A 22,360-nucleotide genomic window follows, 5' to 3' on the forward strand; every position below is an offset into this window, starting at 1 on the left:
GACTCATGCTCAAGCGACAGCGACGACGTCGAGAATCCGCTGCACGACCCGGTCCTGGTCGATGCCGGCGGCCTCGGCTTCGAACGACAGGATGATGCGATGGCGCAGCACGTCGAACAGCACGGCCTGGATATCTTCCGGGCTGACAAAGTCGCGCCCGGCCAGCCAGGCATGGGCACGGGCGCAGCGGTCAAGGGCGATGGAACCCCGCGGACTGGCGCCGTAGGCGATCCACTCGGCCATTTCCGGATCGAACTTGGCCGGGTTGCGGGTGGCCATGATCAGTTGCACCAGGTACTCCTCCACGGCGTCGGCCATGTACAACCCGAGGATTTCCTTGCGTGCGGAGAAGATCGCCTGCTGGCTCACGCGGCGCTCGGGCTTGGTCTCGCCGTTCAGCGCTTCACCCCGGGCCTGCTGCAGGATGCGGCGTTCCACGGCAGCATCGGGAAAACCGATCTTGACGTGCATCAGGAACCGGTCGAGCTGGGCTTCGGGCAGCGGGTAGGTGCCTTCCTGCTCGATCGGGTTCTGCGTGGCCATCACCAGGAACAGCGGCGACAGTTCATACGTGCTGCGCCCGACACTGACCTGGCGCTCGGCCATGGCTTCGAGCAGGGCCGACTGGACCTTGGCCGGGGCGCGGTTGATTTCGTCCGCCAGCACCAGGTTATGGAAAATCGGCCCTTGCTGGAACACGAAACTGCCGGTTTCCGGCCGGTAGATTTCCGTGCCGGTAATGTCGGCGGGCAGCAGGTCAGGGGTGAACTGGATACGATGGAACTGCGCTTCGATGCCCTCGGCCAGCTCTTTGATGGCCTTGGTCTTGGCCAGCCCAGGCGCGCCCTCCACCAGCATATGACCGTCGGCGAGCAAGGCGATGAGCAGGCGCTCGATGAGTTTTTCCTGGCCGAGAATCTGCGTTGAAAGAAAGGTTCGCAGCGCAAGCAGCGCTTCACGATGTTCCATCGGTGACTGTTCCTGGAAAGGGTGGCCTCAGGCGTTCGGATAACGCCGGGGCTGGGGGCGTTACTTTAATGCATGGCGGGGGGTGGCGACTAACGGGATTTTGATTGGCCATGTGAATTGTGATCGGCTTGGAAAGATTGTGGGGGTGGGTTTGCTGTGGCGAGGGAGCTTGCTCCCGCTCGACCGGGCTGGCGCACCAGTGCGAAGCACTCACAAAGTGAAGGGGTGTTTATCTAGATGTAGGAGTGTTCTGTATCGGGCTACGTTGTCTTGCGCCATTGCCTACGACTGCGCCAGAATCCGCCGGCTTGTGCGCTTGGGAGGCAGGTTCTATCGTTTCCGGGTCGTTGAGGAATCAGCGATCGGGTTTGGTAGCCCGGCTTTTGACTTGTCGCACAGCCCCTGCAACAGAGGCCTTTTTGGTATCTGTTTTATGGCGGTCATGCGCAGGGCGTCTTCGGACGCGCCGGTTCTCCAAGTCACCGGTCTACCAACCCGCGTATGGCCGCCACCTTCGTTTGGTAGCGAGGTTGATGGTCTCCTTTTTCTGATTTGGAGATTCATTCATGTTCAAAGTAACCCCGAACCCACCGAACACCGATCCAACGTCACCGCGTCCAAAAAACAAGTCCCAGAAACACGACGAAGTCACCGACCGCGTCCTTGACCATTACCTGAACCCCAAACCGGACAAACCCGAAGCAGAACCTGCGCCCGGCCAACTCTTCACCGTCAACAAAGACATCGACACCGAAAGCCTGCTTGCCAACCTCAGCGAAACCCTGGCTTCGGCCAATGCCATGGTCAATGACCTGGCCTTCGACCTGGACGGTTCACGCCGGCATTTCCTCTTGGGCATTCAGCAACTGATCGAACTGGGCAGCCTGCTGGCGAACCGTGCACTGGACAACATCGAAACCCGTCAGCCGACATAACCCCCGTGGCGAGGGAGCATGCTCCCGCTGGGCTGCGGTGTAGGAGCTGTGTAGGAGCTGTGTAGGAGCTGTCGAGTGCAACGAGGCTGCGATCTTTTCCCAGACAATTGAGTCCCGAGCGAAAGATCAAAAGATCGCAGCCTTCGGCAGCTCCTACGCGCAGCCGAACGGGAGCAAGCTCCCTCGCCACAAGGGACTTGTGTCATTCCTTAAATCCTGGGCAAACCGAAAAACCTGTGGGAGCGAGCTTGCTCGCGATGACGGCAGCAGATCCACCACCCTATTTCGTTAGCTCTGCATCCTAATCTCATCCACCAGCAGCTTGACTGCTGGCCTGTCGACCAACTCCCGCCACGGACCATCGTCCACGATTGCCCCGTCATGCATCACAATGACCCGATCAAACCGATGCAGGTGGTCAACGTCATGGGTGACACAGATCAACCCCTGCCCAGCAAAAACGTCGAATAACAGGTCCCAGAGGGGCGTGGTCAGCCTGGGTTCGATGGATGCGCTTGGCTCGTCGAACATATTGAATTTTCCGGGCTTGTTGATCAGGCACAGCAGCGATAGGCGTTTGGCTTCGCCTCCCGAGATATTCGATGCATTTTCGCTGACCTGACGTGTTGTCACGATCTCATCCAGTTCCAATTGCTGTATGGCTCTAGACAAAATCGGCGATGCGTTGCCTCCGAACAGAACCGATTGTTCAAAAAAGCCTTCCAGAAACCGTGGTTGTTGTGGACAGTATCTCAAGGCGTCCAGGTGAGCTTGACCGGTCAAAAGTGAGACCGGTGCCGAGTCGATACTCAGTTGGTCTCGCGTTGATGCATCAAGTCCGGCGAGCACTTCCAGAAAAGTGGTTTTGCCTGCGCCGCTAGGGCCCGTAATGGCCACTGACTGCCCTTGAGTAAATGCCAGGGAGCGCTTGATCGACAGGCGAAGCGGTCCTGCTCCTGCCACTTCGCAGGGGCCGAGTTCCAGGACTGAGGACCGTTGGGAATCAACTCGCGCCAGCCGATTGCTGCAATCGAAATCCGGAAGTGATAGCAGACCTTGAAATTGACGCTGGTCTGCAAGGAACTGATCAAGAACACGATACCCTTCAGTCAAGGTTGAAATACTGAGCAGATAGCTCCCCGCGATTGAAAAAATGGCAACCAGCTGCCCGACACTGATACTGGGCTGCCCCGACAGTTGGTCCACGACGCCCCAGTAGAGCAATCCCCCAGTGGAAAGGCTGATGAACAATATCTTGGCGGTGCTCAGCAGGCCGCCAGATGATGCTGTAGTTACCGCAGCGTTGGCATAGCCTCCGAACGCCGCGTTCAACGGGCGCAGGGCCGTAGGTATGGTGCTTTCCAGTTTTATGACTTTTCCTGCGTTGAGGGTGTTGTAGAGGTGGGCACTTAATTCATCTTCCTGCTCACTGACTGCATCGATGTGCTTTCTCCGCCATCTGATGATTTTATGGGTAGCAGCCAGATAGATGATTCCGAACGCCGTCATGCTCAAAAAGATTTCACTGCCCCCAATATAAATAAAAGCCGCCCCAACAACTAGGAACTCCAAGAGTACGGGGAGCGCAATGGTCACAATGAACGTTAGCAGTTGTTCGTGAGCAGTAATTCCGCGCTCGACCGATTTGATGAAGTGGCCGATCCTCCAGGAATTGAATAACGAAAACTCCTTGCCCATGAGTTCGGTGATCCACTCGATGGACGCATTCATGATAATGCTTTGTACCAGCTTGGACAGCGCATGGATTTGCAGCGGAGTGATGATGGCATGAATACATCCCGCGACAATCAAGCCTGTCGTCAGTGCGAGCAGCGTGCTGGATGCTGGGTTTCTGTTGCCTTGCAGGGTGTCGATGATGGTTCCAAGTAACAGTGGCGGGGCGAGTGTGATGAGTTTGAGTGCGATGATTGTCGCGACGGTTAATGTTAGAAGCGATGTATGTTTTTCGCATGCGGTTCTAATAAGTGTTTGTATAGATGGCATGCGACCGTCCGTTAGGTGTTGCGGTTTAGGTGTTAACTGGCGTGTTAGCGGCACCGAAGGGCGCGCGCATTGAGTTATATGAATAGCAGCAGGTTTCTGGATGAGCCAGAGCGCAACATCCGACGTTAACGTAGGGGGCTTCCTGACAATCGGTAAGACGTATCTGAAGGAAAGCCTGCCGCAGATTTTTATGTACATTTGTTAGGGCAGGATTTGTAGGTGGTAACTTAGGGAGCGTCTACATGCCCTGAAAGTCGGCCGTATTTTTCGGCAAACCCATTGTGGCGAGGGAGCTTGCTCCCGCTGGGCTGCGCAGCAGACCCGAAGCTCGCCACCTCGGTGTATCAGGCAGGCCGCATCCAGCCCTTTAAGGGGCGCTTCGCAACCCAGCGGGAGCACGCTCCCTCGCCACAGAAGCGCTGCTGTGCTCGGATGATTGCTCAGTCTTTCCACACCCCCAAATTCACCAGGTTCTTCGGTCGCTCCCCCGCCAATACCGCCAGCAGGTTGTCCACGGCGCAGCGTGCCATCGCTTCCCGGGTCTCGTGGGTGGCCGAGCCCATGTGCGGTGTCGCTACCACGTTGTCCAGTTGCAGCAGCGGCGAATCCGCATTCAAGGGTTCGTGCTCGAACACATCCAGCCCCGCGCCACGGATCTGGCCGTTGCGCAGGGCGTCGATCAGCGCCGCTTCATCCACCACTTTTCCCCGGGAGATATTGATGAAGAGGGTCTCGGGACGCATTCGGGCAAACGCCTGCGCATCGATCAGCCCTTGGGTTTCAGCCGTCAAGGGCAAGGTCAGGCAAACGAAGTCCGCCTGCTGCAACAATGTTTCGAGGCTGCAATAGCGTGCGTCGAAACGCTGCTCGACCGCGGGCTTGGGCGAGTGGCTGTGGTAGAGCACCGGCATGCCGAAGCCGAAGTGGCCGCGCTGGGCCAAGGCTTCGCCGATGCGCCCCATGCCGATGATGCCCAGGGTCTTGCCATGGACGTCGGTGCCGAAATGCCGGGGGCCGATGCTCTGTTGCCAGCCGCCGCTGCGCACCAGGTTGGCCAGCTCCACCACGCGCCGGGCGGTTGCCAGGATCAGGGCGAAACCGGTGTCCGCGGTGGTCTCGGTGAGCACGTCCGGGGTATTGGTCAACAGGATCCGGCGTTCGGTCAGGTAGTCGATGTCGTAATTGTCGACCCCCACCGAGACGCTGGCGATGGCTTGCAGGTTCGGCGCCAGGTCCAGCAGCGCCGCATCCAGCTTGAGGCTGGCGCCCAGCAGGCCGTGGGCCGTGGGCAGGGCGTCGCGCAGTTGTGCCAGGCCTTGGGCATCGAGGCGTTCGATGAGCGTGACTTGGGCCTGGGCTTGCAGGCGAGCCATCAATTGAGGTGACAGCGTTTTGTACAACACCACGTGCTTTTTCATGGATGGGTCTCGATTCAGGAACGGGCAGGCGCCGGGTTTGGCGTCGCGGGGTGGGAGACGGTCCGGTCGCTGGCGCCGGGCTTGAGGGCGAGGGTCAGCACGACCGACAGCAGCAAGGCGCCGCTCATCAGCAGGAAGGACATGCCAGGGGAGCCGGTGGTGCCGTTGAGGTAGCCCACCAGGTACGAGCCGCCGAACGAACCCAGCGCGCCCATGCTGTTGATCAACGCCATGGCGCCGCCGGCGACATTGGCCGGGAGGATTTCCGGAACGATGGCGAAGAACGGACCGTAGGGCGCGTACATGCAGGCGCCGGCGACCACCAGCAAGCCATAGGACCACCAGAAGTGCTCGGCCCCCAGCAGGTAGGAGGCGTAGAACGCGATAGAGGCGATCAGCAGCGGCGGCCAGACAAAACGCTTGCGCTTCTGCGCCTTGTCCGACGCCCAGGACACCACCAGCATGCCGATCACCGCGGCCAGGTACGGCAAGGACGACAGCCACCCGGCCTCGACCATGTTCATCTGCAGGCCGGCCTTGAGGATCGACGGCAGCCACAGCACAAACCCGTAGACGCCGATGCTCCAGCAGAAGAACTGCAACGCCAGGATGATCACCTTGGGAGAGCGGAAGGCTTCGGCGTAATTCTTCACCGCCTTGATGCCGACCTGTTCGGCCGCCAAGGCACTTTCCAGATCATGTTTTTCCTGGTCACTGAGCCACTTGGCCTGGGCCGGGCGATCATCGGCCAGGCGCCACCAGACAAAGGCCCAGAGCACCGCCGGCAGGCCCTCGATGATGAACATCCAGCGCCAGTCGAATCGCTGCACCAGGTAACCCGAGACCACGGACATCCACAGCATGGTCACCGGGTTGCCGAGGATCAGGAAGGTATTGGCGCGCGAGCGTTCGGCCCGGGTGAACCAGTGGCACAGGTACACCAGCATCGCCGGCATCACCGCGGCCTCGACCACCCCGAGCATGAAACGGATCACGATCAGCCAGTAGGCATTGGAGACCACGCCCGTCAGGGTGGCCAGCGAACCCCAGAGGATCAGGCTGACGAAGATCAGCTTCTTCACACTGTGCTTTTGCGCGTAGATCGCCCCCGGGACCTGGAAGAAAAAGTAGCCGAGGAAAAACAGGGCACCCAGCAGCGACGAAAGCCCTGGGGTGATCATCAGGTCCTTGGCCATGCCCGAGGCGGCGGCAAATCCATAATTGGCCCTGTCGAGGTAGGCCAGGCTGTAGGTGATGAAGACGATGGGCATGATGTACCACCAGCGGCGGGTGGCGAGGTTGAGCGTTTGCATGTCGTTGACTCCTGAGCTTGTTGTTTTTGTTTGCAGCAGGTGTGTTTTGCGGTGGCCTCTATCGCGAGCAAGCTCGCTCCCACAGGGGTTAACTCGATCCCATGTGGGAGCGAGCTTGCTCGCGATAGGCGGTTTCAAATTCAGCCAATAACTCAAGGCGCGTCGGCAACCCTTCCATATCCCCACGGCTCTGCACCGCGCGGCTGCCAATCCAGTTGGCGCGCTGCACGGCCTCGGTAATGGCCTGGCCTTCGAGCAATGCGCTGATCAGGCCCACGGCGAAACCATCACCGGCGCCCACGGTGTCCACCACGTGGGCCACCGGCACGCCGGGGATGACGCCCTGGTCCAGCGCCGTGCGGTAATAGGCGCCGTCCGCGCCGAGCTTGATCACGACGATTTCGGCACCTTGATCCAGGTAGAACGCGGCGATGTCGGCCGGGTCGTCGAAGCCGGTCAGCAGCCGGCCTTCGCCGAGCCCCGGCAAGACCCAGTGGGCGAGGGCGGCGAGGCGATTGATTTCAGTGATCATCGTCGACTCGCTGCCCCATAGGCTTGGCCTGAGGTTAGGGTCGAACGACAGGCTGCGACCGGCCGCGCGCATACGGCTCATCAATTCGAAGGACATCTCGCGGGCCGTGCCCGACAGCGCCGGGACGATGCCGGTGGCGTGCACGTGACGGGCCTCAAGCAGCGCAGGCGCGATGGAGCTGATCGACAGATGACTGGCCGCCGAGCTGCGCCGGAAATACTCGACTTGCGGGTCGCTGCCATCGACGGTAAGGGACTTGAACTGGAAGCCGGTGGGGTGCTGCGGGTCGACCGCCACGTGACGACAATCCAAGCCCTCGTTTTCCAGGGTCTGCGTCACGAAGCGCCCCAGGGAATCGGCGCCGACCCGACTCAGCCACGCCACCTTGAAGCCCAGCCGCGACAGGCCGATGGCCACGTTGCTGTCGGCCCCCGCAATGCGCTTGTGAAACTGGTCGACGCTGGCCAGGTCACCGCGCTGATCCGCCACCAGCATTGCCATGGTTTCACCGAACGACAACACATCGAACTCAGACATGGGCAGGCTCCTGGCGCGATTGCCCGAGGCGGGACAGGGTGGCGACATGGCTGGCGGTCAATTGCAGCAGGTCATCGTCTTGCAGCGGGTACTCGGCGGCGCGCATCACGCCGGCGGGCATATGCTTGAGCAGTTGTTCCCACACGTGCAGGTCGGTCATGGCCGGAGGCACGGCGACGAGTTTGCCGTCGGCGCGCCGGGCCACGGCCTTGCAGTGCACATACGCCACATACCGTCCGAGCTGTCGGGCGGCCACGGCGGCCGATTGGTCCTGCCATTGCCAGTTGCCAATGTCGAAGGTCATGGCGACGGGCAGCCCCTGGTGCTCCATTGCGGTGAAGAACCGTTGCAACGGTTCGATCCGCCCGCCCTGCAAGGTCTGGTCGTTTTCCACCAGCAACTGCACCGGGCTGACGGCGAGCACCTGGGCCAGCGCCGACAGGTCATTGGAGTCGGTGAAATGCCCGAGGGAGACTTTCAGCCAGGTCGAACCGAACGCCTCGCCGCGTTGCAGGGCCAGCGCCAGGGCGGGGTTGGGCCTGGACTGGCCGGCGAGCCACAGTTCCAGGGGCGACGAAAAAATACTCTGCAGCCCCTGGGCCCGGGCAGCGGCGGCCAGTTCAGCGGGCTGTTCGGTGGTGAGCAATTCTTCGCGCCATTCGATGCGCGAGGCACCGGCGGCGGCCAACAGATCGATGAAACGGCCTTGGCCATGCTGCCGCACCAGGTCGGCGCCGTAGCTGGAAAGACTGATGGAGACGGGTGGGTTGTGCATTGTTGTTATACCTCTGAAACCGGTTTCAGTTTTGTTCAAAAAAAGGGTTCAAAAAAAGGGGGTGTGCTTCAGGGCCTCATCGCGAGCAAGCTCGCTCCCACAGGGATCTTCAGTGCGCCACAGATCCAGTGTGGGAGCGAGCTTGCTCGCGATAGGGCCCTCACCATCACCGACCATTCCCAAGCGTCGACCCACGCTCAATCAACCGCGCCGCAAAATCCAGGGTCCGCACCGGCCCGTTGTCACCGCGCAAGCGCTTGAGCAGGCATTCGAACGCGCTGGCGCCGATCTGCGCTGTCGGTTGGGCCAGGGCCGTGATGCCGCTGCCCACCAAGGGGTACCAATCCAAGTCATCGAGGGCGATCAGGCCCACGTCGTCGAACAAGTGGCAACCCAGCTCGCGCAACACCGTCGTCGCGGCGAGGGCGGCAATGCCATTGGCGCAGAACAACGCCTTGGGGCCATGGTCAGGCTGGGCAAGAAAGGTCTTGATGCGCGTGGTCAACTGATCGCAGGTTTCCACCACGGTGCCGGCCAGGGCAGGCCGTCGTTGGATGCCAGCCTTGAAACTCTCGACCCGCTCGATTCGCGAACTGGTGCCGTCGAACGGTTCGGTCACCAGCAACAGATCGCGGTAGCCCCGTTGTTCGAGGTGATCGAGGGCCATTTCGATGGCCGCCGGGTTGTCCAGCCCGACCAGGTCGCTGTCGAGGCGATCGACCTTGCGATCCACCAGCACCAGGGGCATTTCGCTGCGCAGTTCGAACAGTTCGTCACGGTGGTGACCCAAGGTGTTCACGATCAGCCCTTCGATGTTGTAGGCGCGCAACAAGGCCAGGTGCTGGCGTTCCTGCTCGTCGTCGCGGTCGGTGTTGCACACCACCAGGCTATAGCCATGGCGACGACAGGCGGTTTCCACGCCATGCATCACGGCAATTGAATAAGGGTTGCGGATATCGGCCACCAACATGCCGATCAAGCGCGTGCGTCCGCGCTTGAGGCCGCGGGCCATCTGGTTCGGCCGGTAGCCCAGCTCGCTGATGGCCTGCTCGATGCGCCGGGCGATGGCCTCGGAGAGCAGGGCACGGTCTTCGCCAATGAAACGCGAGACACTGGCCTTGGAGACCCCGGCGCGTTCGGCGACATCAAGCATGGTTACGCGGCTGCGCTGGGCGGCGGAGAAAGAATTCACGGATTGAAACCTGCTTATTGGATTTATTAGTGGCTCTGAAACCGGTTTCAGGAAACACCAGAACCCAATCGGTCGTCAAGGGCGACGTGTCGGAGGCACGACCGGCGGTGGTTCGCTTGCGTCGGACAGGGCGACGATCCGGACAGCTCTTGAGCAGTCGGAGTAACAAGGTGATCAACGAACTGGGATTCTCTATCAGCCTGGACGTGCCCGATAACGGCAATGAGGCTCGTTACTACGTGAGGGGTCCGAATGACCATCACGAGTACTTGTTCTATTGACGCCAATGGCAATCTTGTGAAGAAAGAGGATTAGCGGCAATTACACTGAACCCGTGACGAGAGGGCAGGGTTGGCTGATGCCACAGGGCAGTGGTCGCCTTTGGAGTCAAAGTTGGTTATAGACATAAGTCTCTTGAAGATAAGCGCCCGCTGTTATCGAAAGTAAGGTTGGCTCTTGCGGGAGGGGGGCGAAAGTTAATGTTTTTTTTATTAAAACGTAAAGAGCAACATGTTTCTGAACCAGACTTCGTATTGCAAGACCGAGAAAGAAGTTAAGAACCTTATTAATCAATATTACGATAATCAAAACGGGGGCACGCACCCTTGGACTTGACTAGGATTGAACGCGAGGCAAGCTCGTATCGGTAGGAAATATCGATACGAGCCGCCTACGGGGGCTGAACGAAGTTGAAGAGGATTTAAAGCTGGCTGATATAAGTCCCCGTCCCCTTGAGAATATTCTGCAACGTCAATTCCACATCAGCCAAATCCGCCGCATCAGTATCATGACTGATCTCCAGCACATCATCCCCATTCAACGCATCGGCATCCGCTGCCGCAATTTCAATCAGCAAGCGGGTCGGGCTGAGGGTGACCTTGACGCCGTCCAGTGTCGAAGGCTCTCCATCGAGGGCTATTTCCAGTTCGTCTTCGTCGGGGTAGCGCGTCATCAGGAACATTTCGCCCTGGGCGCTGTGGCAGCAGAGCATGGCCATGTTGTCTTCTTCTTCATCACACGGGTTGGCGATCAGAAGGGCGGTGGTCATTTGCATGGTGATGGTTCCTGGCTTGATGAGCCCTGCGGGTACGAAAAGGGGATTTTGCCAGCCCGGGAGAATTTCTGCTGGGTTAGCTGGATCCAGGCCGATTTCACGCCGCCAGGTGTCGTTTGTCCCGCAGGCTGCTAGGGTTGTTCGAGGCGTACCGCTAGCCGATGACCGAATATGTCGCAGCGCTGCAAGCAGGCAGGTTGTCGCACTCGTTAAGCTGCGCAACGGATGTGCACCTGCCAAGGCCACCCCTGGGTGGTTTTTGCAGGTGTCCATGACATGAAATTACATGGAAAAGGATGTGACCCGCGGGTCCTGTCCAGCTTCACCCACCTGTCATCCTGTTTCCTCTGCCCGAGAATCAGGAACGGGGTGGCCGACAGCCCCGCAAGGGGTTGCACGCGACGCTTTCATCAATAACAAGCCCAAGCGGAGTACCACAGATGGCGTTCTTCACCGCAGCCAGCAAAGCCGACTTCCAGCACCAACTGCAAGCGGCACTGGCGCAGCACATCAGTGAACAGGCACTGCCACAAGTGGCGCTGTTCGCTGAACAATTCTTCGGCATCATTTCCCTCGATGAACTTACCCAGCGCCGGTTGTCCGACCTCGCCGGCTGCACCCTGTCTGCCTGGCGCCTGCTTGAGCGCTTTGATCACACGCAACCGCAGGTGCGTGTCTACAACCCCGATTACGAACGCCACGGCTGGCAGTCGACCCACACGGCCGTGGAAGTGTTGCACCACGACCTGCCGTTCCTGGTGGACTCGGTCCGTACCGAGCTGAACCGTCGCGGCTACAGCATCCATACCCTGCAAACCACTGTGCTGAGCGTGCGTCGCGGCAGCAAGGGCGAGCTGCTGGAAATCCTGCCCAAAGGCACCCAGGGCGACGACATCCTGCAAGAGTCGTTGATGTACCTGGAAATCGACCGCTGCGCCAACGCCGCCGAACTCAACGTCCTGAGCAAGGAACTTGAGCAAGTGCTGGGCGAAGTGCGCGTGGCCGTGGCTGATTTCGAACCGATGAAAGCCAAGGTCCAGGAAATCCTCGACAGCCTGGACAGCAGCGCCTACGCCATCGACGCTGATGAAAAGAGCGAGATCAAGAGCTTCCTGGAATGGCTGGTGGGTAACCATTTCACCTTCCTGGGTTACGAAGAGTTCGTGGTGCGCGATGAGGCCGACGGCGGTCACATCGAGTACGACCCCGACTCGTTCCTCGGCCTGACCAAATTGCTGCGCGCCGGCCTGACCGCCGAAGACCTGCGCATCGAAGACTACGCCGTCGCCTACCTGCGCGAGCCGACGCTGTTGTCGTTCGCCAAGGCCGCACATCCGAGCCGCGTGCACCGTCCGGCCTACCCGGACTACGTGTCGATCCGCGAAATCGACGCCAGCGGCAAGGTCATCAAGGAATGCCGTTTCATGGGCCTGTACACCTCTTCGGTGTATGGCGAGAGCGTGCGGGTCATCCCGTACATCCGTCGCAAGGTCGCGGAAATCGAGCGCCGCTCGGGCTTCCAGGCCAAGGCGCACCTGGGCAAGGAACTGGCCCAGGTGGTCGAAGTGCTGCCCCGTGACGACCTGTTCCAGACCCCGGTGGACGAGCTGTTCAGCACCGTCATGTCCATCGTGCAGATCCAGGAGCGCAACAAGATCCGCGTGTTCCTGCGCAAAGACCCGTATGGCCGTTTCTGCTACTGCCTGGCCTACGTGCCACGTGACATCTATTCCACCGAGGTGCGCCAGAAGATCCAGCAAGTGCTGATGGATCGCCTGAAGGCCACGGACTGCGAATTCTGGACGTTCTTCTCCGAATCCGTGTTGGCCCGTGTGCAGTTGATCCTGCGGGTGGACCCGAAGAACCGCCTCGACATCGACCCGCTGCTGCTGGAAAAAGAAGTCGTGCAGGCCTGCCGCAGCTGGAAGGACGACTACGCCAGCCTGGTCATCGAAAGTTTCGGCGAAGCCCAGGGCACCAATGTGCTGTCGGATTTCCCGAAAGGCTTCCCGGCCGGCTACCGCGAGCGCTTTGCCGCGCACTCGGCGGTGGTGGACATGCAGCACCTGCTGAACCTGAACGAAAAGAACCCGCTGGTCATGAGCTTCTACCAGCCGCTGGGCCAGGTCTCCGGCCAGCGCGAGCTGCATTGCAAGCTGTATCACGCCGACACGCCGCTGGCGCTGTCCGACGTGCTGCCGATCCTGGAAAACCTCGGTCTGCGCGTGCTCGGTGAATTCCCGTACCGCTTGCGCCACACCAACGGCCGCGAGTTCTGGATTCATGATTTCGCGTTCACCGCCGCCGAAGGCCTGGACCTGGACATCCAGCAACTCAACGACACCTTGCAGGACGCCTTCGTCCATATCGTGCGTGGCGATGCCGAGAACGATGCGTTCAACCGCCTGGTGCTGACCGCCGGCCTGCCATGGCGCGACGTGGCGCTGCTGCGTGCCTACGCCCGTTACCTGAAGCAGATCCGCCTGGGCTTCGACCTGGGTTACATCGCCAGCACCCTGAACAACCACACCGACATCGCTCGCGAACTGACCCGGTTGTTCAAGACCCGCTTCTACCTGGCGCGCAAGCTCAGCGGCGATGACCTGGAAGACAAGCAGTTGCGTCTGGAGCAAGCGATCCTCTCGGCCCTGGACGATGTCCAGGTGCTCAACGAAGACCGCATCCTGCGTCGCTACCTGGACCTGATCAAGGCCACCCTGCGGACCAACTTCTACCAGACCGACGCCAACGGCCAGAACAAGTCCTACTTCAGCTTCAAGTTCAACCCGCACCTGATCCCGGAACTGCCCAAGCCCGTACCGAAGTTCGAGATCTTCGTCTACTCGCCACGGGTCGAAGGCGTGCACCTGCGCTTCGGCAACGTCGCCCGCGGTGGCCTGCGCTGGTCCGACCGTGAAGAAGACTACCGTACCGAAGTGCTGGGCCTGGTAAAAGCCCAGCAAGTGAAGAACTCGGTGATCGTGCCGGTGGGCGCCAAGGGCGGTTTCCTGCCACGTCGCCTGCCGCTGGGCGGCAGCCGGGACGAGATCGCGGCGGAGGGTATCGCCTGCTACCGCATCTTCATCTCGGGCCTGTTGGACATCACCGACAACCTCAAGGACGGCGCGCTGGTTCCGCCGGCCAACGTCGTGCGCCATGACGACGATGACCCGTACCTGGTGGTGGCGGCGGACAAGGGCACTGCGACCTTCTCCGACATCGCCAACGGCATCGCCATCGACTACGGCTTCTGGCTGGGCGATGCGTTTGCCTCCGGCGGTTCGGCCGGCTACGACCACAAGAAAATGGGCATCACCGCCAAGGGCGCATGGGTCGGCGTGCAGCGCCACTTCCGCGAGCGCGGCATCAATGTCCAGGAAGACAGCATCACCGTGGTGGGCGTCGGCGACATGGCCGGCGACGTGTTCGGCAACGGTTTGTTGATGTCCGACAAGCTGCAACTGGTCGCGGCCTTCAACCACCTGCACATCTTCATCGACCCGAACCCGGAGCCCGCCAGCAGCTTTGCCGAGCGCAAGCGCCTGTTCGATCTGCCGCGTTCGGCCTGGACCGACTACGACACCAGCATCATGTCCGAAGGCGGCGGTATCTTCTCGCGCAGCGCGAAGAGCATCGCCATCTCGCCGCAGATGAAAGAACGCTTCGACATCAAGGCCGACAAACTGACCCCGACCGAGTTGCTCAACGCCTTGCTCAAGGCGCCGGTGGACCTGCTGTGGAACGGCGGTATCGGCACCTACGTCAAGGCCAGCACCGAAAGCCACGCCGATGTCGGCGACAAGGCCAACGATGCGCTGCGCGTGAACGGCAACGAACTGCGCTGCAAGGTCGTGGGCGAGGGCGGTAACCTGGGCATGACCCAACTGGGTCGCGTCGAGTTCGGCCTCAATGGAGGCGGTTCCAACACCGACTTCATCGACAACGCGGGCGGCGTGGACTGCTCCGACCATGAAGTGAACATCAAGATCCTGCTCAACGAAGTGGTGCAGGCCGGCGACATGACCGACAAGCAACGCAACCAATTGCTGGCGAGCATGACCGACGAAGTCGGTGGCCTGGTATTGGGCAACAACTACAAGCAGACCCAGGCCCTGTCCCTGGCGGCACGCCGCGCCTTCGTGCGGATCGCCGAATACAAGCGCCTGATGAACGATCTGGAAGCCCGGGGCAAGCTGGACCGCGCCATCGAGTTCCTGCCGACGGAAGAGCAACTGGCCGAACGTGTCGCGGCGGGCCATGGCCTGACCCGTGCCGAACTGTCGGTGCTGATCTCCTACAGCAAGATCGACCTCAAGGAAGCGCTGCTCAACTCCCTGGTACCGGACGACGATTACCTGACCCGTGACATGGAAACCGCGTTCCCGCCGACGCTGGTGAGCAAGTTTTCCGAGGCCATGCGTCGCCATCGCCTCAAGCGCGAGATCGTCAGCACCCAGATCGCCAACGACCTGGTCAACCACATGGGCATCACCTTCGTTCAACGGCTCAAGGAGTCGACGGGCATGAGCCCGGCGAACGTGGCCGGTGCCTATGTGATCGTGCGCGATATCTTCCACCTCCCGCACTGGTTCCGGCAGATCGAAGCCCTGGACCACCAGGTCTCGGCCGACGTGCAACTGGAGCTGATGGACGAGCTGATGCGCCTGGGGCGTCGCGCCACGCGCTGGTTCCTGCGCAGCCGCCGCAACGAGCAGAACGCGGCTCGTGACGTCGCTCACTTCGGTCCGCACCTGGCCGCGTTGGGCCTCAAGCTCGACGAACTGCTGGAAGGTCCGACCCGTGAAGGCTGGCAGACCCGCTACCAGGCCTATGTGGCTGCTGGCGTGCCGGAGTTGCTGGCGCGCATGGTTGCCGGCACCACGCACCTGTACACCTTGCTGCCGATCATCGAGGCGTCCGACGTCACCGGCCAGAACGCCGCCGATGTGGCCAAGGCTTACTTCGCCGTGGGCAGTGCCCTGGACATCACCTGGTACCTGCAACAGATCAGCGCACTGCCGGTGGAAAACAACTGGCAGGCACTGGCCCGTGAAGCGTTCCGCGACGACATCGACTGGCAGCAACGGGCGATCACCATCTCGGTCCTGCAAGAGGGCGACGGTTCCCAGGACGTGGAAACCCGCCTGGCGCTATGGCTGGAGCAGCATCACAGCATGGTCGAGCGCTGGCGTGCGATGCTGGTGGATATCCGTGCCGCCAGCGGCACCGACTACGCCATGTACGCGGTCGCCAACCGCGAGCTGCTGGACCTGGCGTTGAGTGGTCAGGCGGTCGTGACGGCCAACTGATCCGGCGTTGAATGAAAAAGCCCCGCATTGAGAGATGCGGGGCTTTTTTTGCTTTCAGGATTCACTGTGCCCCTGTGGGAGCGAGCTTGCTCGCGATAGCGGTGGGTCAGCGACATTGAACTTGACTGATACACCGTCATCGCGAGCTAGCTCGCTCCCACAGGATGGCTTGTAGTGCGACTGTCAGTTCTTCAGCGGTATCAATACCGCTTCATCCTCTCCCATCACCATGAACACCAGCAATTTCGCCGGTTGGCTCGTGCTGGCGTTTTTCGACACCAGGTGCTCGGAGCCCGCCGCTTCGTACCAGAACTCCCCGGCCTTGTAGGTCTTCGCCGGCTCGCCCTTGACCTGGGAGGTGATGGCGCCTTCCAGCACATAGGCCATGGCCGTGCCTTCGTGTTGGTGGGCAATGGACGCTTGGCCGGGGGCATAGTTGACGGTCAGCATCATGGCTTTCTTGCCTGGAACGTTTTTCAGCAGTTGTTCCTGCAACACCGTGACCTTCTCCGAAGGCGTGGCTTCGTGGGCGTAGGTATGGGTAACGGGCAGCAGGCTGAGGGCGGCGATCAGATAGAGGGTTTTCATGGGGCATGGACCTTGGTGATTTCGAGTGATTTCGCGCGGTAGCGGCGATGGGTTCACCCTAAGCCCCAGGGTGTGGCAAGCAAACGTCCAATCTTTCGGAAGGTGGGTAGACCAATGGTTGGGCGGCGAATTTCCATCAGGATGGCCCGCACCCCCGTGGCGAGGGAGCTTGCTCCCGCTGGGCTCTGTAGGAGCTGTCGAGCGGAGCGAGACTGCGATCTTTCCCCAGGCACTTGAGTCTCAAACGAAAGATCAAAAGATCGCAGGCTTCGCCAGCTCCTACAGCGCAGCCGAGCGGGAGCAAGCTCCCTCGCCACAGGGTACGAGCGCTCAGACAACCGGAAAACTATTGAAATCCACGCTTCGGGCCAGGCGGTTGTCGATCAGGCTGATGAAACCTTGCACTTCCGGACAGTTGAAGTGGGCTTGCATGGCCGCTTCCGATTGCCAGCGGGCGCTGACGTTCCAGCGGTCGCCATCGTCCGGGCAACGGTCGACCATGTAGGCATCGCAGCCTGGCTGGGCGCGCAGGGTCTCGACGATTTGCTGCAATTGCCGGCCCAGTTCTTCCGAGCGACCGGCGGCGGCTTGCACCTGTACGGTATTGATCACTTGGCGAGACATCGTTTCAGACTCCTGAATCAAGTCGGACGGAGGTGTCCACGGGTAATGACACCCGTGCAGGATAGGCCTGGCGGCGCGAGGCTCAAACAGCCAATGGGCGGATAAATGCGCAGTCCAATCCTCAGGCCACCTGCTGCAGGATGTCGCGCAAACGGTCGAGGGCGATGTCGATGTCGAGGGTTTCGATTGCGCCGAAACCGAAAAACAGGCCTGGCCGCACCGGCACATCATTGAAAAAACCATCGAGGCTGTAGAGCCCGACCTCGGCTTTTTTCGCCAACTCGATCACCAGCGCCAGGTCCACCGGGACCTTGCACAACACGGCCATATGAAAGCCCGCGGTGGTGGGCACGGCCTCGAACCAGGGCGACAAATCCCCGGCCATGCGCGCCAGGATCCGCTCGCGACGCCCGGCGTACAGGGTGTGGCAGCGGCGGATGTGCTTGAGCAGGCAGCCCTCGGCGATGAACTTGGCCAGTGCCCACTGGGGCAGGGTGGAGGTGTGCTGGTCGGTGAGACGCTTGGCCAGGATCACCGCTTCAAGGATCGCCGGCGGCAGGATCGCGTAGCCGAGCCGCAGCTCCGGCAGCAGGGTCTTGGAGAAGGTGCCGACGTACGCGACGATCCCGCGCTCATCCAGGCTCTGCAACGAATCGGCGGGCCGGCCTTCGTAGCGGAATTCGCTGTCGTAGTCGTCTTCGATGATGATCGCCCCCAGCTCATAGGCCCGCGCGAGCAAGGCCTCGCGGCGGGCCTGGCTCATGGGCATGCCCAGGGGGAACTGGTGGGAGGGCGTTACATAAATCAGCCGCGTGCCGTCGGGGATCAGGTCTACCCGCATGCCTTGCTCGTCCACTGGCACCCCGGCCACCGTGGCGCCCTGGGAACCGAACAGCAAGCGCGCCGGCGGATAGCCCGGATCTTCCATGGCCACCAGGCTGCCGGGACGGGTCAACACCCGCGAGATCAGGTCCAGGGCCTGTTGCGCGCCGTTGCACACCACGACGTCTTCGTCCTGGCAATTGACCCCGCGGGAAAACGCGATGTGCCGGGCAATGGCACTGCGCAGCGACGGCAGGCCTGCGGGCTGGCTGTAGAAACCCTTGGCACTGGCGATCTGGCGCAGCGCGTGGGCGGTGCAGCGCCGCCAGTCGTCCAGCGGAAACTGGCCCTTGCCGGTGGCGCCGCCGATGAAGTCGTAGCGCAACGCACCTTCGAGGGTGGGGTGGCGCATCAGGTCCGGCATGGTGCGCCAGGCCTCGACGACGTCGGCGCCGGCCAGTTCGCGGTGGCTTTGCTTGCGCACGACTTTGGCCGGCCGCGCATTGACGTAGGTGCCTTTGCCGATGATGCCGGTGAGGAAGTTCTCGTAGGTCAGTTGGGCGTAGGTGTCGGAAACGGTCTTGCGCGAGACACCCAGTTGCTCGGCCAGCAGGCGACTGGGCGGCAGTTGGGTGCCGGCGGCCAGGCGGCCACTCTCGATGGCGCTGCGCAATTGTTGATACAACTGGCCCGACAGGTCCTTGCGGCCGTTGATGACGACATGAAGTTCCATACCCGCAAGCTCCTGGGCGATTGTTCGGTGGCCAGCGTCAAAGGCGCAAGATTACCCGCATTGTGCGACTGCATAGAAGTTGCGTGGGGAAAATCCCGTCCATTGGACTTGTCCCCGGTTTTTTCGCCGAATTGGACCTGTCATTGCCCGGCACCAGGGCCTACCGTGAGGGCCTCGAATGCCACGGAGCCCGCCATGAGCCCGCGTCTGGATTACTACACCGCATCCCCCGGGGCGATGCGAGCCATGATCGGCCTGGAAGCCCTGACCAGTCGCTTGAGTATCGAACCGGCGCTGCTGCACCTGATCAAGATCCGCGCCTCGCAACTCAATGGCTGTGCCTTCTGCACCGACATGCATTCGGTGGAGGCGCGACGCCAGGGCGAGACCGAGCGGCGGCTCTACGCGGTGGCGGTATGGCGCGACAGCGGTTTCTTCACGGCTCGCGAACGCGCCGCCCTGGCCTGGACCGAGGCGGTGACGCTGTTGGCTGAAAGCCAGGTGCCCGATGACGTCTATGCCCAGGCCCGGGCCTGCTTCAGCGAGGAGGAACTGGTGGACCTGACCCTGGCGATCAGCACCATCAATAGCTGGAACCGGCTGGCGGTGAGTTTTCGCCAGAGTCCGGGGGGGTGAGTTTCAGTCGTTTAGCGCCTGGCAGGCCGCTATCGCGAGCAAGCTCGCTCCCACATGGGATGGGGCTGAACGGGAGTTTTGTGTTCTCCCGGATTACTGTGGGAGCGAGCTTGCTCGCGATGAACGATAACGCGGTTTAATGTTGGGCAAAGGTTAATTATTGCCGGGCGTCGGCGGCCGCTGGGGCTTGACCGAAGTGCCGAATGTATTGCCCATGCGCACCCCCGTGGCCGCCGGGGTGGCCAGGCCGATGCTGTTCGGCGCGCGTTCGTTGACCGGCACGTTCATGGCGTCCTGGGCCCGTTGCGCCGCCTTCGCGGCCTGGGGGGTGTTGCCCATCTGCCGGCTCAGGCAGTTGTAGTCGGGGGTCTTGTAACCGCCCACGGTCACCTCGATACAGGCCGGGGCTTCTTCACCCTGGGCCCAGGGCAGGGCCATGACCAGCCCGAGGCCTGCCATCATGTTCATCCACTGTTTCATCTGCGACCTCCTGGCCCGTCGCAGCGGACGGTGCGTTGTCAGGGCATCAGTCTAGTGCGGCCTGGAGGATTTGTATCAGTTGTCATACGACATTCATAAACACCCCTCAGGATGACGATTTTCAACGGATACGTCAGTCGTGCAGCAGGGCAGAGCCGGGGGCGGACGCGGACGTGGATTGACCAGGACGCCCTTGGGGTGGCTGATGGTGTTGCTGTGCCTGCTGGCCGGGCCGATCCGGGCGGTTGGCCTGGTGGACCTGGACATCGCGCCCCAGGAACTGACCACGGCGCTGGAGCAGTTCAGTCGCGCGACGGGCATGGCGGTGCTGGTGGACCACCAGCTGTCGAGCCAGCGCCAGACGCTGGGTGTGCAGGGACGGTTTCCTCCCTCCGAAGGGTTGCGGGTGTTGCTCAGCGGTACCGGGCTGGCGGCGCATTATGCCCGGGCGGATGCGTTCACGTTGCAGCCGGTGCGGGTCCGCGAGGTGCCGCTGCCTGCCGGTGTCACCCCGGGCCTGAGTGACAGCAACTACGCGGCAGCCATCCAGACGGTCATCCAGCGCAATTTGTGTCGTTCACCGTTGACCCGCCCGGGCAGTTTTCGGGCGGTGCTGCAAGTGTGGATCGGCCGGGACGGCGTGGTCCAGCACAGCCGCCTGGTCAGTTCCACGGGCGACCTGATGCGGGACAAGGCCCTGGTCAACAGTTTGCAGAACCTCAGGATCGACCGCCCGGCGCCCAGTTCGTTGCGCCAGCCGGTGACCCTGCTTTTGTTACCCGACTCATCAGGAAAAAGCATGGAATGCATGACAGGGGAAGGGGTGTCCGGGCGATGAAAGACATCGGTCGCAGCCCGTTGGTGAAGTTGTTCCTCACCTCCTATGAGGATTTCCGGGTGCGCCTGCGCAGGCGCCTGGGTTCCGAGGAACTGGCCAACGATGTGCTGCATGAAACCTACCTGCGGGTCGATCGCATGGTCGACCCGCCGGACATCGCCCAGCCCAGTGCCTATTTGTATCGCATGGCCTTGAACATCGCCGCCGACCGCCGGCAGGCCGATGCGCGCTTGCTCACGGGCGGTGAAATCGAGGAGCTGCTGCAGGTCTCGGATGAGGCGCTGGACCCGGCGCGGGTGGTCGGTGGGCAGAAGGAGTTGCAGACCTTGCTCAAGGCCTTGTACGAACTGCCGGCGCGCCGTCGCAGGATTTTCATCGCCGCCCGCCTGGAAGAAGCGCCGCACCTGGAAATCTCCGAGCGTTTCGGTATTTCCACCCGCATGGTGGAGAAGGAAATCAAGGCGGCGCTGGGGCATTGCGCCCTGCGCCTGGAAAGAAAAGTCATTCAGCGGTTCGGTCCCGGCGCGGGAAAACCGTCTTGAGAGTAGAGACCCGACCCTTTCATGAGTGTGTGTGCGCTTGAACATCTTCAGCATCGCTTCCCCTGATGCCACGCCCCAGGCCCGATTGGCCAGCGAGGCCCGAGATTGGCTGATCCTGCTGACCTCGGGGCGCGCCACCGTGGCCGATGCCCGGGCCTTGCGCCTGTGGTGCGGGCAAAGTCCCGAACATGCGCAGGCCTTTGAACAGGCCAAGGCGCTGTGGCATGAGCTGCAACCCGCCGCCGCAGCGTTGCAGGCGCCTCGGCATTTCGGCCGTCGGGCGTTCTTGGGTGGTGCCATCGCGGCATCGGCGGCTTTCCTGTTGATCCGCGCCACGGTGCCTGGTGGTGTTTCCGGGCTGGGGGCCGACTACATCACCGAGGTCGGCGAACAGCGCCGAGTGGAATGGGGCGAGGGCGTCAGCCTGGAGCTCAACACCCAGACCCGTCTCAGTCGCCGCGCGCTGGCCGATGGCGGACAAGGGTTGGAATTGCTCAGTGGCGAAATTGAAGTGCAGGGGCGCAGTACCCAGGTGGTCAGCGTCCAGGCCGGCGCCGGCTGGATCAGCGCCGCCCGGGCACGCTTCAACATCCGCTACACCGGCCAGAGTGTCTGCGCGACCTGCCTGGAGGGCGTGGTGCAGGTCGAGGTGCAAGGCCAGCGGTTTAGCCTGGAACCGGGCATGCAACTGACTTACGACCCTCACCAGGTGGGCGCGCCCAAGCGTGCCGATGTGTCGGCCGCCATTGCCTGGCGTGAGCAGGTGCTGGTGTTCAACGACGCGACCCTGGCCAGCGTCATCGATGAAATCAACCGCTACCGTCCCGGCATGTTGTTGCTGCTCAACCGCGAACTGGGCCAGCGCAAGGTCCAGGCACGGTTTCGTCTCGACCAGTTGGCGGGCGTGGCGCTGTTGATCCGCGATGCCTACGGCGCCAAATGCACCGAGTTGCCGGGTGGAGTGGTGGTGCTGAGCTGAGGCCGGCGCTGCCTGGCGGGCCCCATCGCGAGCAAGCTCGCTCCCACAAGGGCCCAAATCTTGAGCTCACCTTGCTCGCG

General features: G+C 61.7%; 19 protein-coding genes. 7 read left to right on the forward strand and 12 right to left on the reverse strand.

The genetic code is table 11. The annotated features are described in order from the left end of the window. Window positions 1-9 precede the first annotated feature (9 nt). Window positions 10-969, reverse strand: a complete 960-nt coding sequence (locus BLU85_RS09560; protein ID WP_039589986.1) for an AAA family ATPase — start codon at window positions 967-969, stop codon at window positions 10-12. 566 nt (window positions 970-1,535) lie between these two features. Here BLU85_RS09560 and BLU85_RS09565 point away from each other — a divergent pair. Beyond that, on the forward strand, window positions 1,536-1,904 hold the full coding sequence (locus BLU85_RS09565; protein WP_092198266.1) for a DUF6124 family protein: 369 nt from the start codon (window positions 1,536-1,538) through the stop codon (window positions 1,902-1,904). 288 nt (window positions 1,905-2,192) lie between these two features. On the opposite strand, the gene BLU85_RS09570 is transcribed toward BLU85_RS09565, so the two are convergent. From BLU85_RS09570 to BLU85_RS09595, 6 genes are all read right to left on the reverse strand, one after another. After that, the gene (locus BLU85_RS09570) at window positions 2,193-3,908 is read right to left on the reverse strand and encodes an ATP-binding cassette domain-containing protein (protein ID WP_092198269.1); all 1,716 of its coding nucleotides are present in this window, start codon (window positions 3,906-3,908) and stop codon (window positions 2,193-2,195) included. 440 nt (window positions 3,909-4,348) lie between these two features. Beyond that, window positions 4,349-5,326: a 2-hydroxyacid dehydrogenase gene (locus BLU85_RS09575; RefSeq protein WP_092198272.1), complete on the reverse strand. Its 978-nt coding sequence runs from the start codon at window positions 5,324-5,326 to the stop codon at window positions 4,349-4,351. Window positions 5,327-5,340: 14 nt separating this feature from the next. Next, window positions 5,341-6,639, reverse strand: coding sequence for an MFS transporter (locus BLU85_RS09580; protein ID WP_092198274.1), 1,299 nt, complete (start codon window positions 6,637-6,639; stop codon window positions 5,341-5,343). 88 nt (window positions 6,640-6,727) lie between these two features. After that, entirely contained in the window at window positions 6,728-7,708 is a 981-nt protein-coding gene (locus BLU85_RS09585) for a sugar kinase (RefSeq protein WP_092198277.1), read from the reverse strand. Then, entirely contained in the window at window positions 7,701-8,483 is a 783-nt protein-coding gene (locus tag BLU85_RS09590) for an AP endonuclease (RefSeq protein WP_092198280.1), read from the reverse strand. Before BLU85_RS09590 ends, BLU85_RS09585 begins: the two co-directional genes overlap by 8 nt. 166 nt (window positions 8,484-8,649) lie before the next feature. Further along, entirely contained in the window at window positions 8,650-9,675 is a 1,026-nt protein-coding gene (locus tag BLU85_RS09595; protein WP_092198283.1) for a LacI family DNA-binding transcriptional regulator, read from the reverse strand. Between the two features lie 149 nt (window positions 9,676-9,824). Here BLU85_RS09595 and BLU85_RS31360 point away from each other — a divergent pair, with 149 nt between their 5' ends. Next, window positions 9,825-9,956: a hypothetical protein gene (locus BLU85_RS31360; RefSeq protein ID WP_256572830.1), complete on the forward strand. Its 132-nt coding sequence runs from the start codon at window positions 9,825-9,827 to the stop codon at window positions 9,954-9,956. A gap of 419 nt (window positions 9,957-10,375) precedes the next feature. On the opposite strand, the gene BLU85_RS09600 is transcribed toward BLU85_RS31360, so the two are convergent. Further along, window positions 10,376-10,729, reverse strand: a complete 354-nt coding sequence (locus tag BLU85_RS09600; protein ID WP_092198286.1) for a hypothetical protein — start codon at window positions 10,727-10,729, stop codon at window positions 10,376-10,378. Between the two features lie 440 nt (window positions 10,730-11,169). Between BLU85_RS09600 and BLU85_RS09605 the strand changes: the two genes are divergently transcribed. Next, on the forward strand, window positions 11,170-16,038 hold the full coding sequence (locus BLU85_RS09605; protein ID WP_092198289.1) for an NAD-glutamate dehydrogenase: 4,869 nt from the start codon (window positions 11,170-11,172) through the stop codon (window positions 16,036-16,038). A gap of 183 nt (window positions 16,039-16,221) precedes the next feature. On the opposite strand, the gene BLU85_RS09610 is transcribed toward BLU85_RS09605, so the two are convergent. From BLU85_RS09610 to BLU85_RS09620, 3 genes are all read right to left on the reverse strand, one after another. After that, the gene (locus BLU85_RS09610) at window positions 16,222-16,626 is read right to left on the reverse strand and encodes a cupin domain-containing protein (RefSeq protein ID WP_092198292.1); all 405 of its coding nucleotides are present in this window, start codon (window positions 16,624-16,626) and stop codon (window positions 16,222-16,224) included. Between the two features lie 330 nt (window positions 16,627-16,956). Beyond that, window positions 16,957-17,250, reverse strand: coding sequence for a putative quinol monooxygenase (locus tag BLU85_RS09615; RefSeq protein ID WP_092198295.1), 294 nt, complete (start codon window positions 17,248-17,250; stop codon window positions 16,957-16,959). 121 nt (window positions 17,251-17,371) lie between these two features. Continuing rightward, a complete protein-coding gene (locus BLU85_RS09620) occupies window positions 17,372-18,805 on the reverse strand; it encodes a MocR-like pyridoxine biosynthesis transcription factor PdxR (RefSeq protein ID WP_092198298.1) in 1,434 nt (477 codons plus the stop codon). 195 nt (window positions 18,806-19,000) lie between these two features. Between BLU85_RS09620 and BLU85_RS09625 the strand changes: the two genes are divergently transcribed. Next, complete coding sequence (locus BLU85_RS09625) at window positions 19,001-19,441, forward strand: carboxymuconolactone decarboxylase family protein (protein WP_072404481.1); 441 nt, start codon at window positions 19,001-19,003, stop codon at window positions 19,439-19,441. A 153-nt stretch (window positions 19,442-19,594) separates the two neighbouring features. Here the strand turns inward: BLU85_RS09625 and BLU85_RS09630 are convergent, their stop codons facing one another. Then, complete coding sequence (locus BLU85_RS09630) at window positions 19,595-19,921, reverse strand: hypothetical protein (protein ID WP_092198301.1); 327 nt, start codon at window positions 19,919-19,921, stop codon at window positions 19,595-19,597. Window positions 19,922-20,126: 205 nt separating this feature from the next. Between BLU85_RS09630 and BLU85_RS09635 the strand changes: the two genes are divergently transcribed. From BLU85_RS09635 to BLU85_RS09645, 3 genes are read left to right on the forward strand one after another with little or no spacing between them, the layout of a single operon-like run. Then, a complete protein-coding gene (locus BLU85_RS09635) occupies window positions 20,127-20,759 on the forward strand; it encodes a secretin and TonB N-terminal domain-containing protein (RefSeq protein WP_092198304.1) in 633 nt (210 codons plus the stop codon). Continuing rightward, complete coding sequence (locus tag BLU85_RS09640; RefSeq protein WP_092198307.1) at window positions 20,756-21,301, forward strand: sigma-70 family RNA polymerase sigma factor; 546 nt, start codon at window positions 20,756-20,758, stop codon at window positions 21,299-21,301. The genes BLU85_RS09635 and BLU85_RS09640 overlap by 4 nt, the downstream gene beginning before the upstream one ends. A 37-nt stretch (window positions 21,302-21,338) precedes the next feature. Then, window positions 21,339-22,280, forward strand: coding sequence for a FecR family protein (locus BLU85_RS09645; protein WP_092198559.1), 942 nt, complete (start codon window positions 21,339-21,341; stop codon window positions 22,278-22,280). The last annotated feature ends 80 nt before the right edge of the window (window positions 22,281-22,360 follow it).

The organism is Pseudomonas sp. NFACC14 (assembly GCF_900106885.1).
GTDB classification, from domain to species: Bacteria; Pseudomonadota; Gammaproteobacteria; order Pseudomonadales; family Pseudomonadaceae; genus Aquipseudomonas; species Aquipseudomonas fluorescens_AA.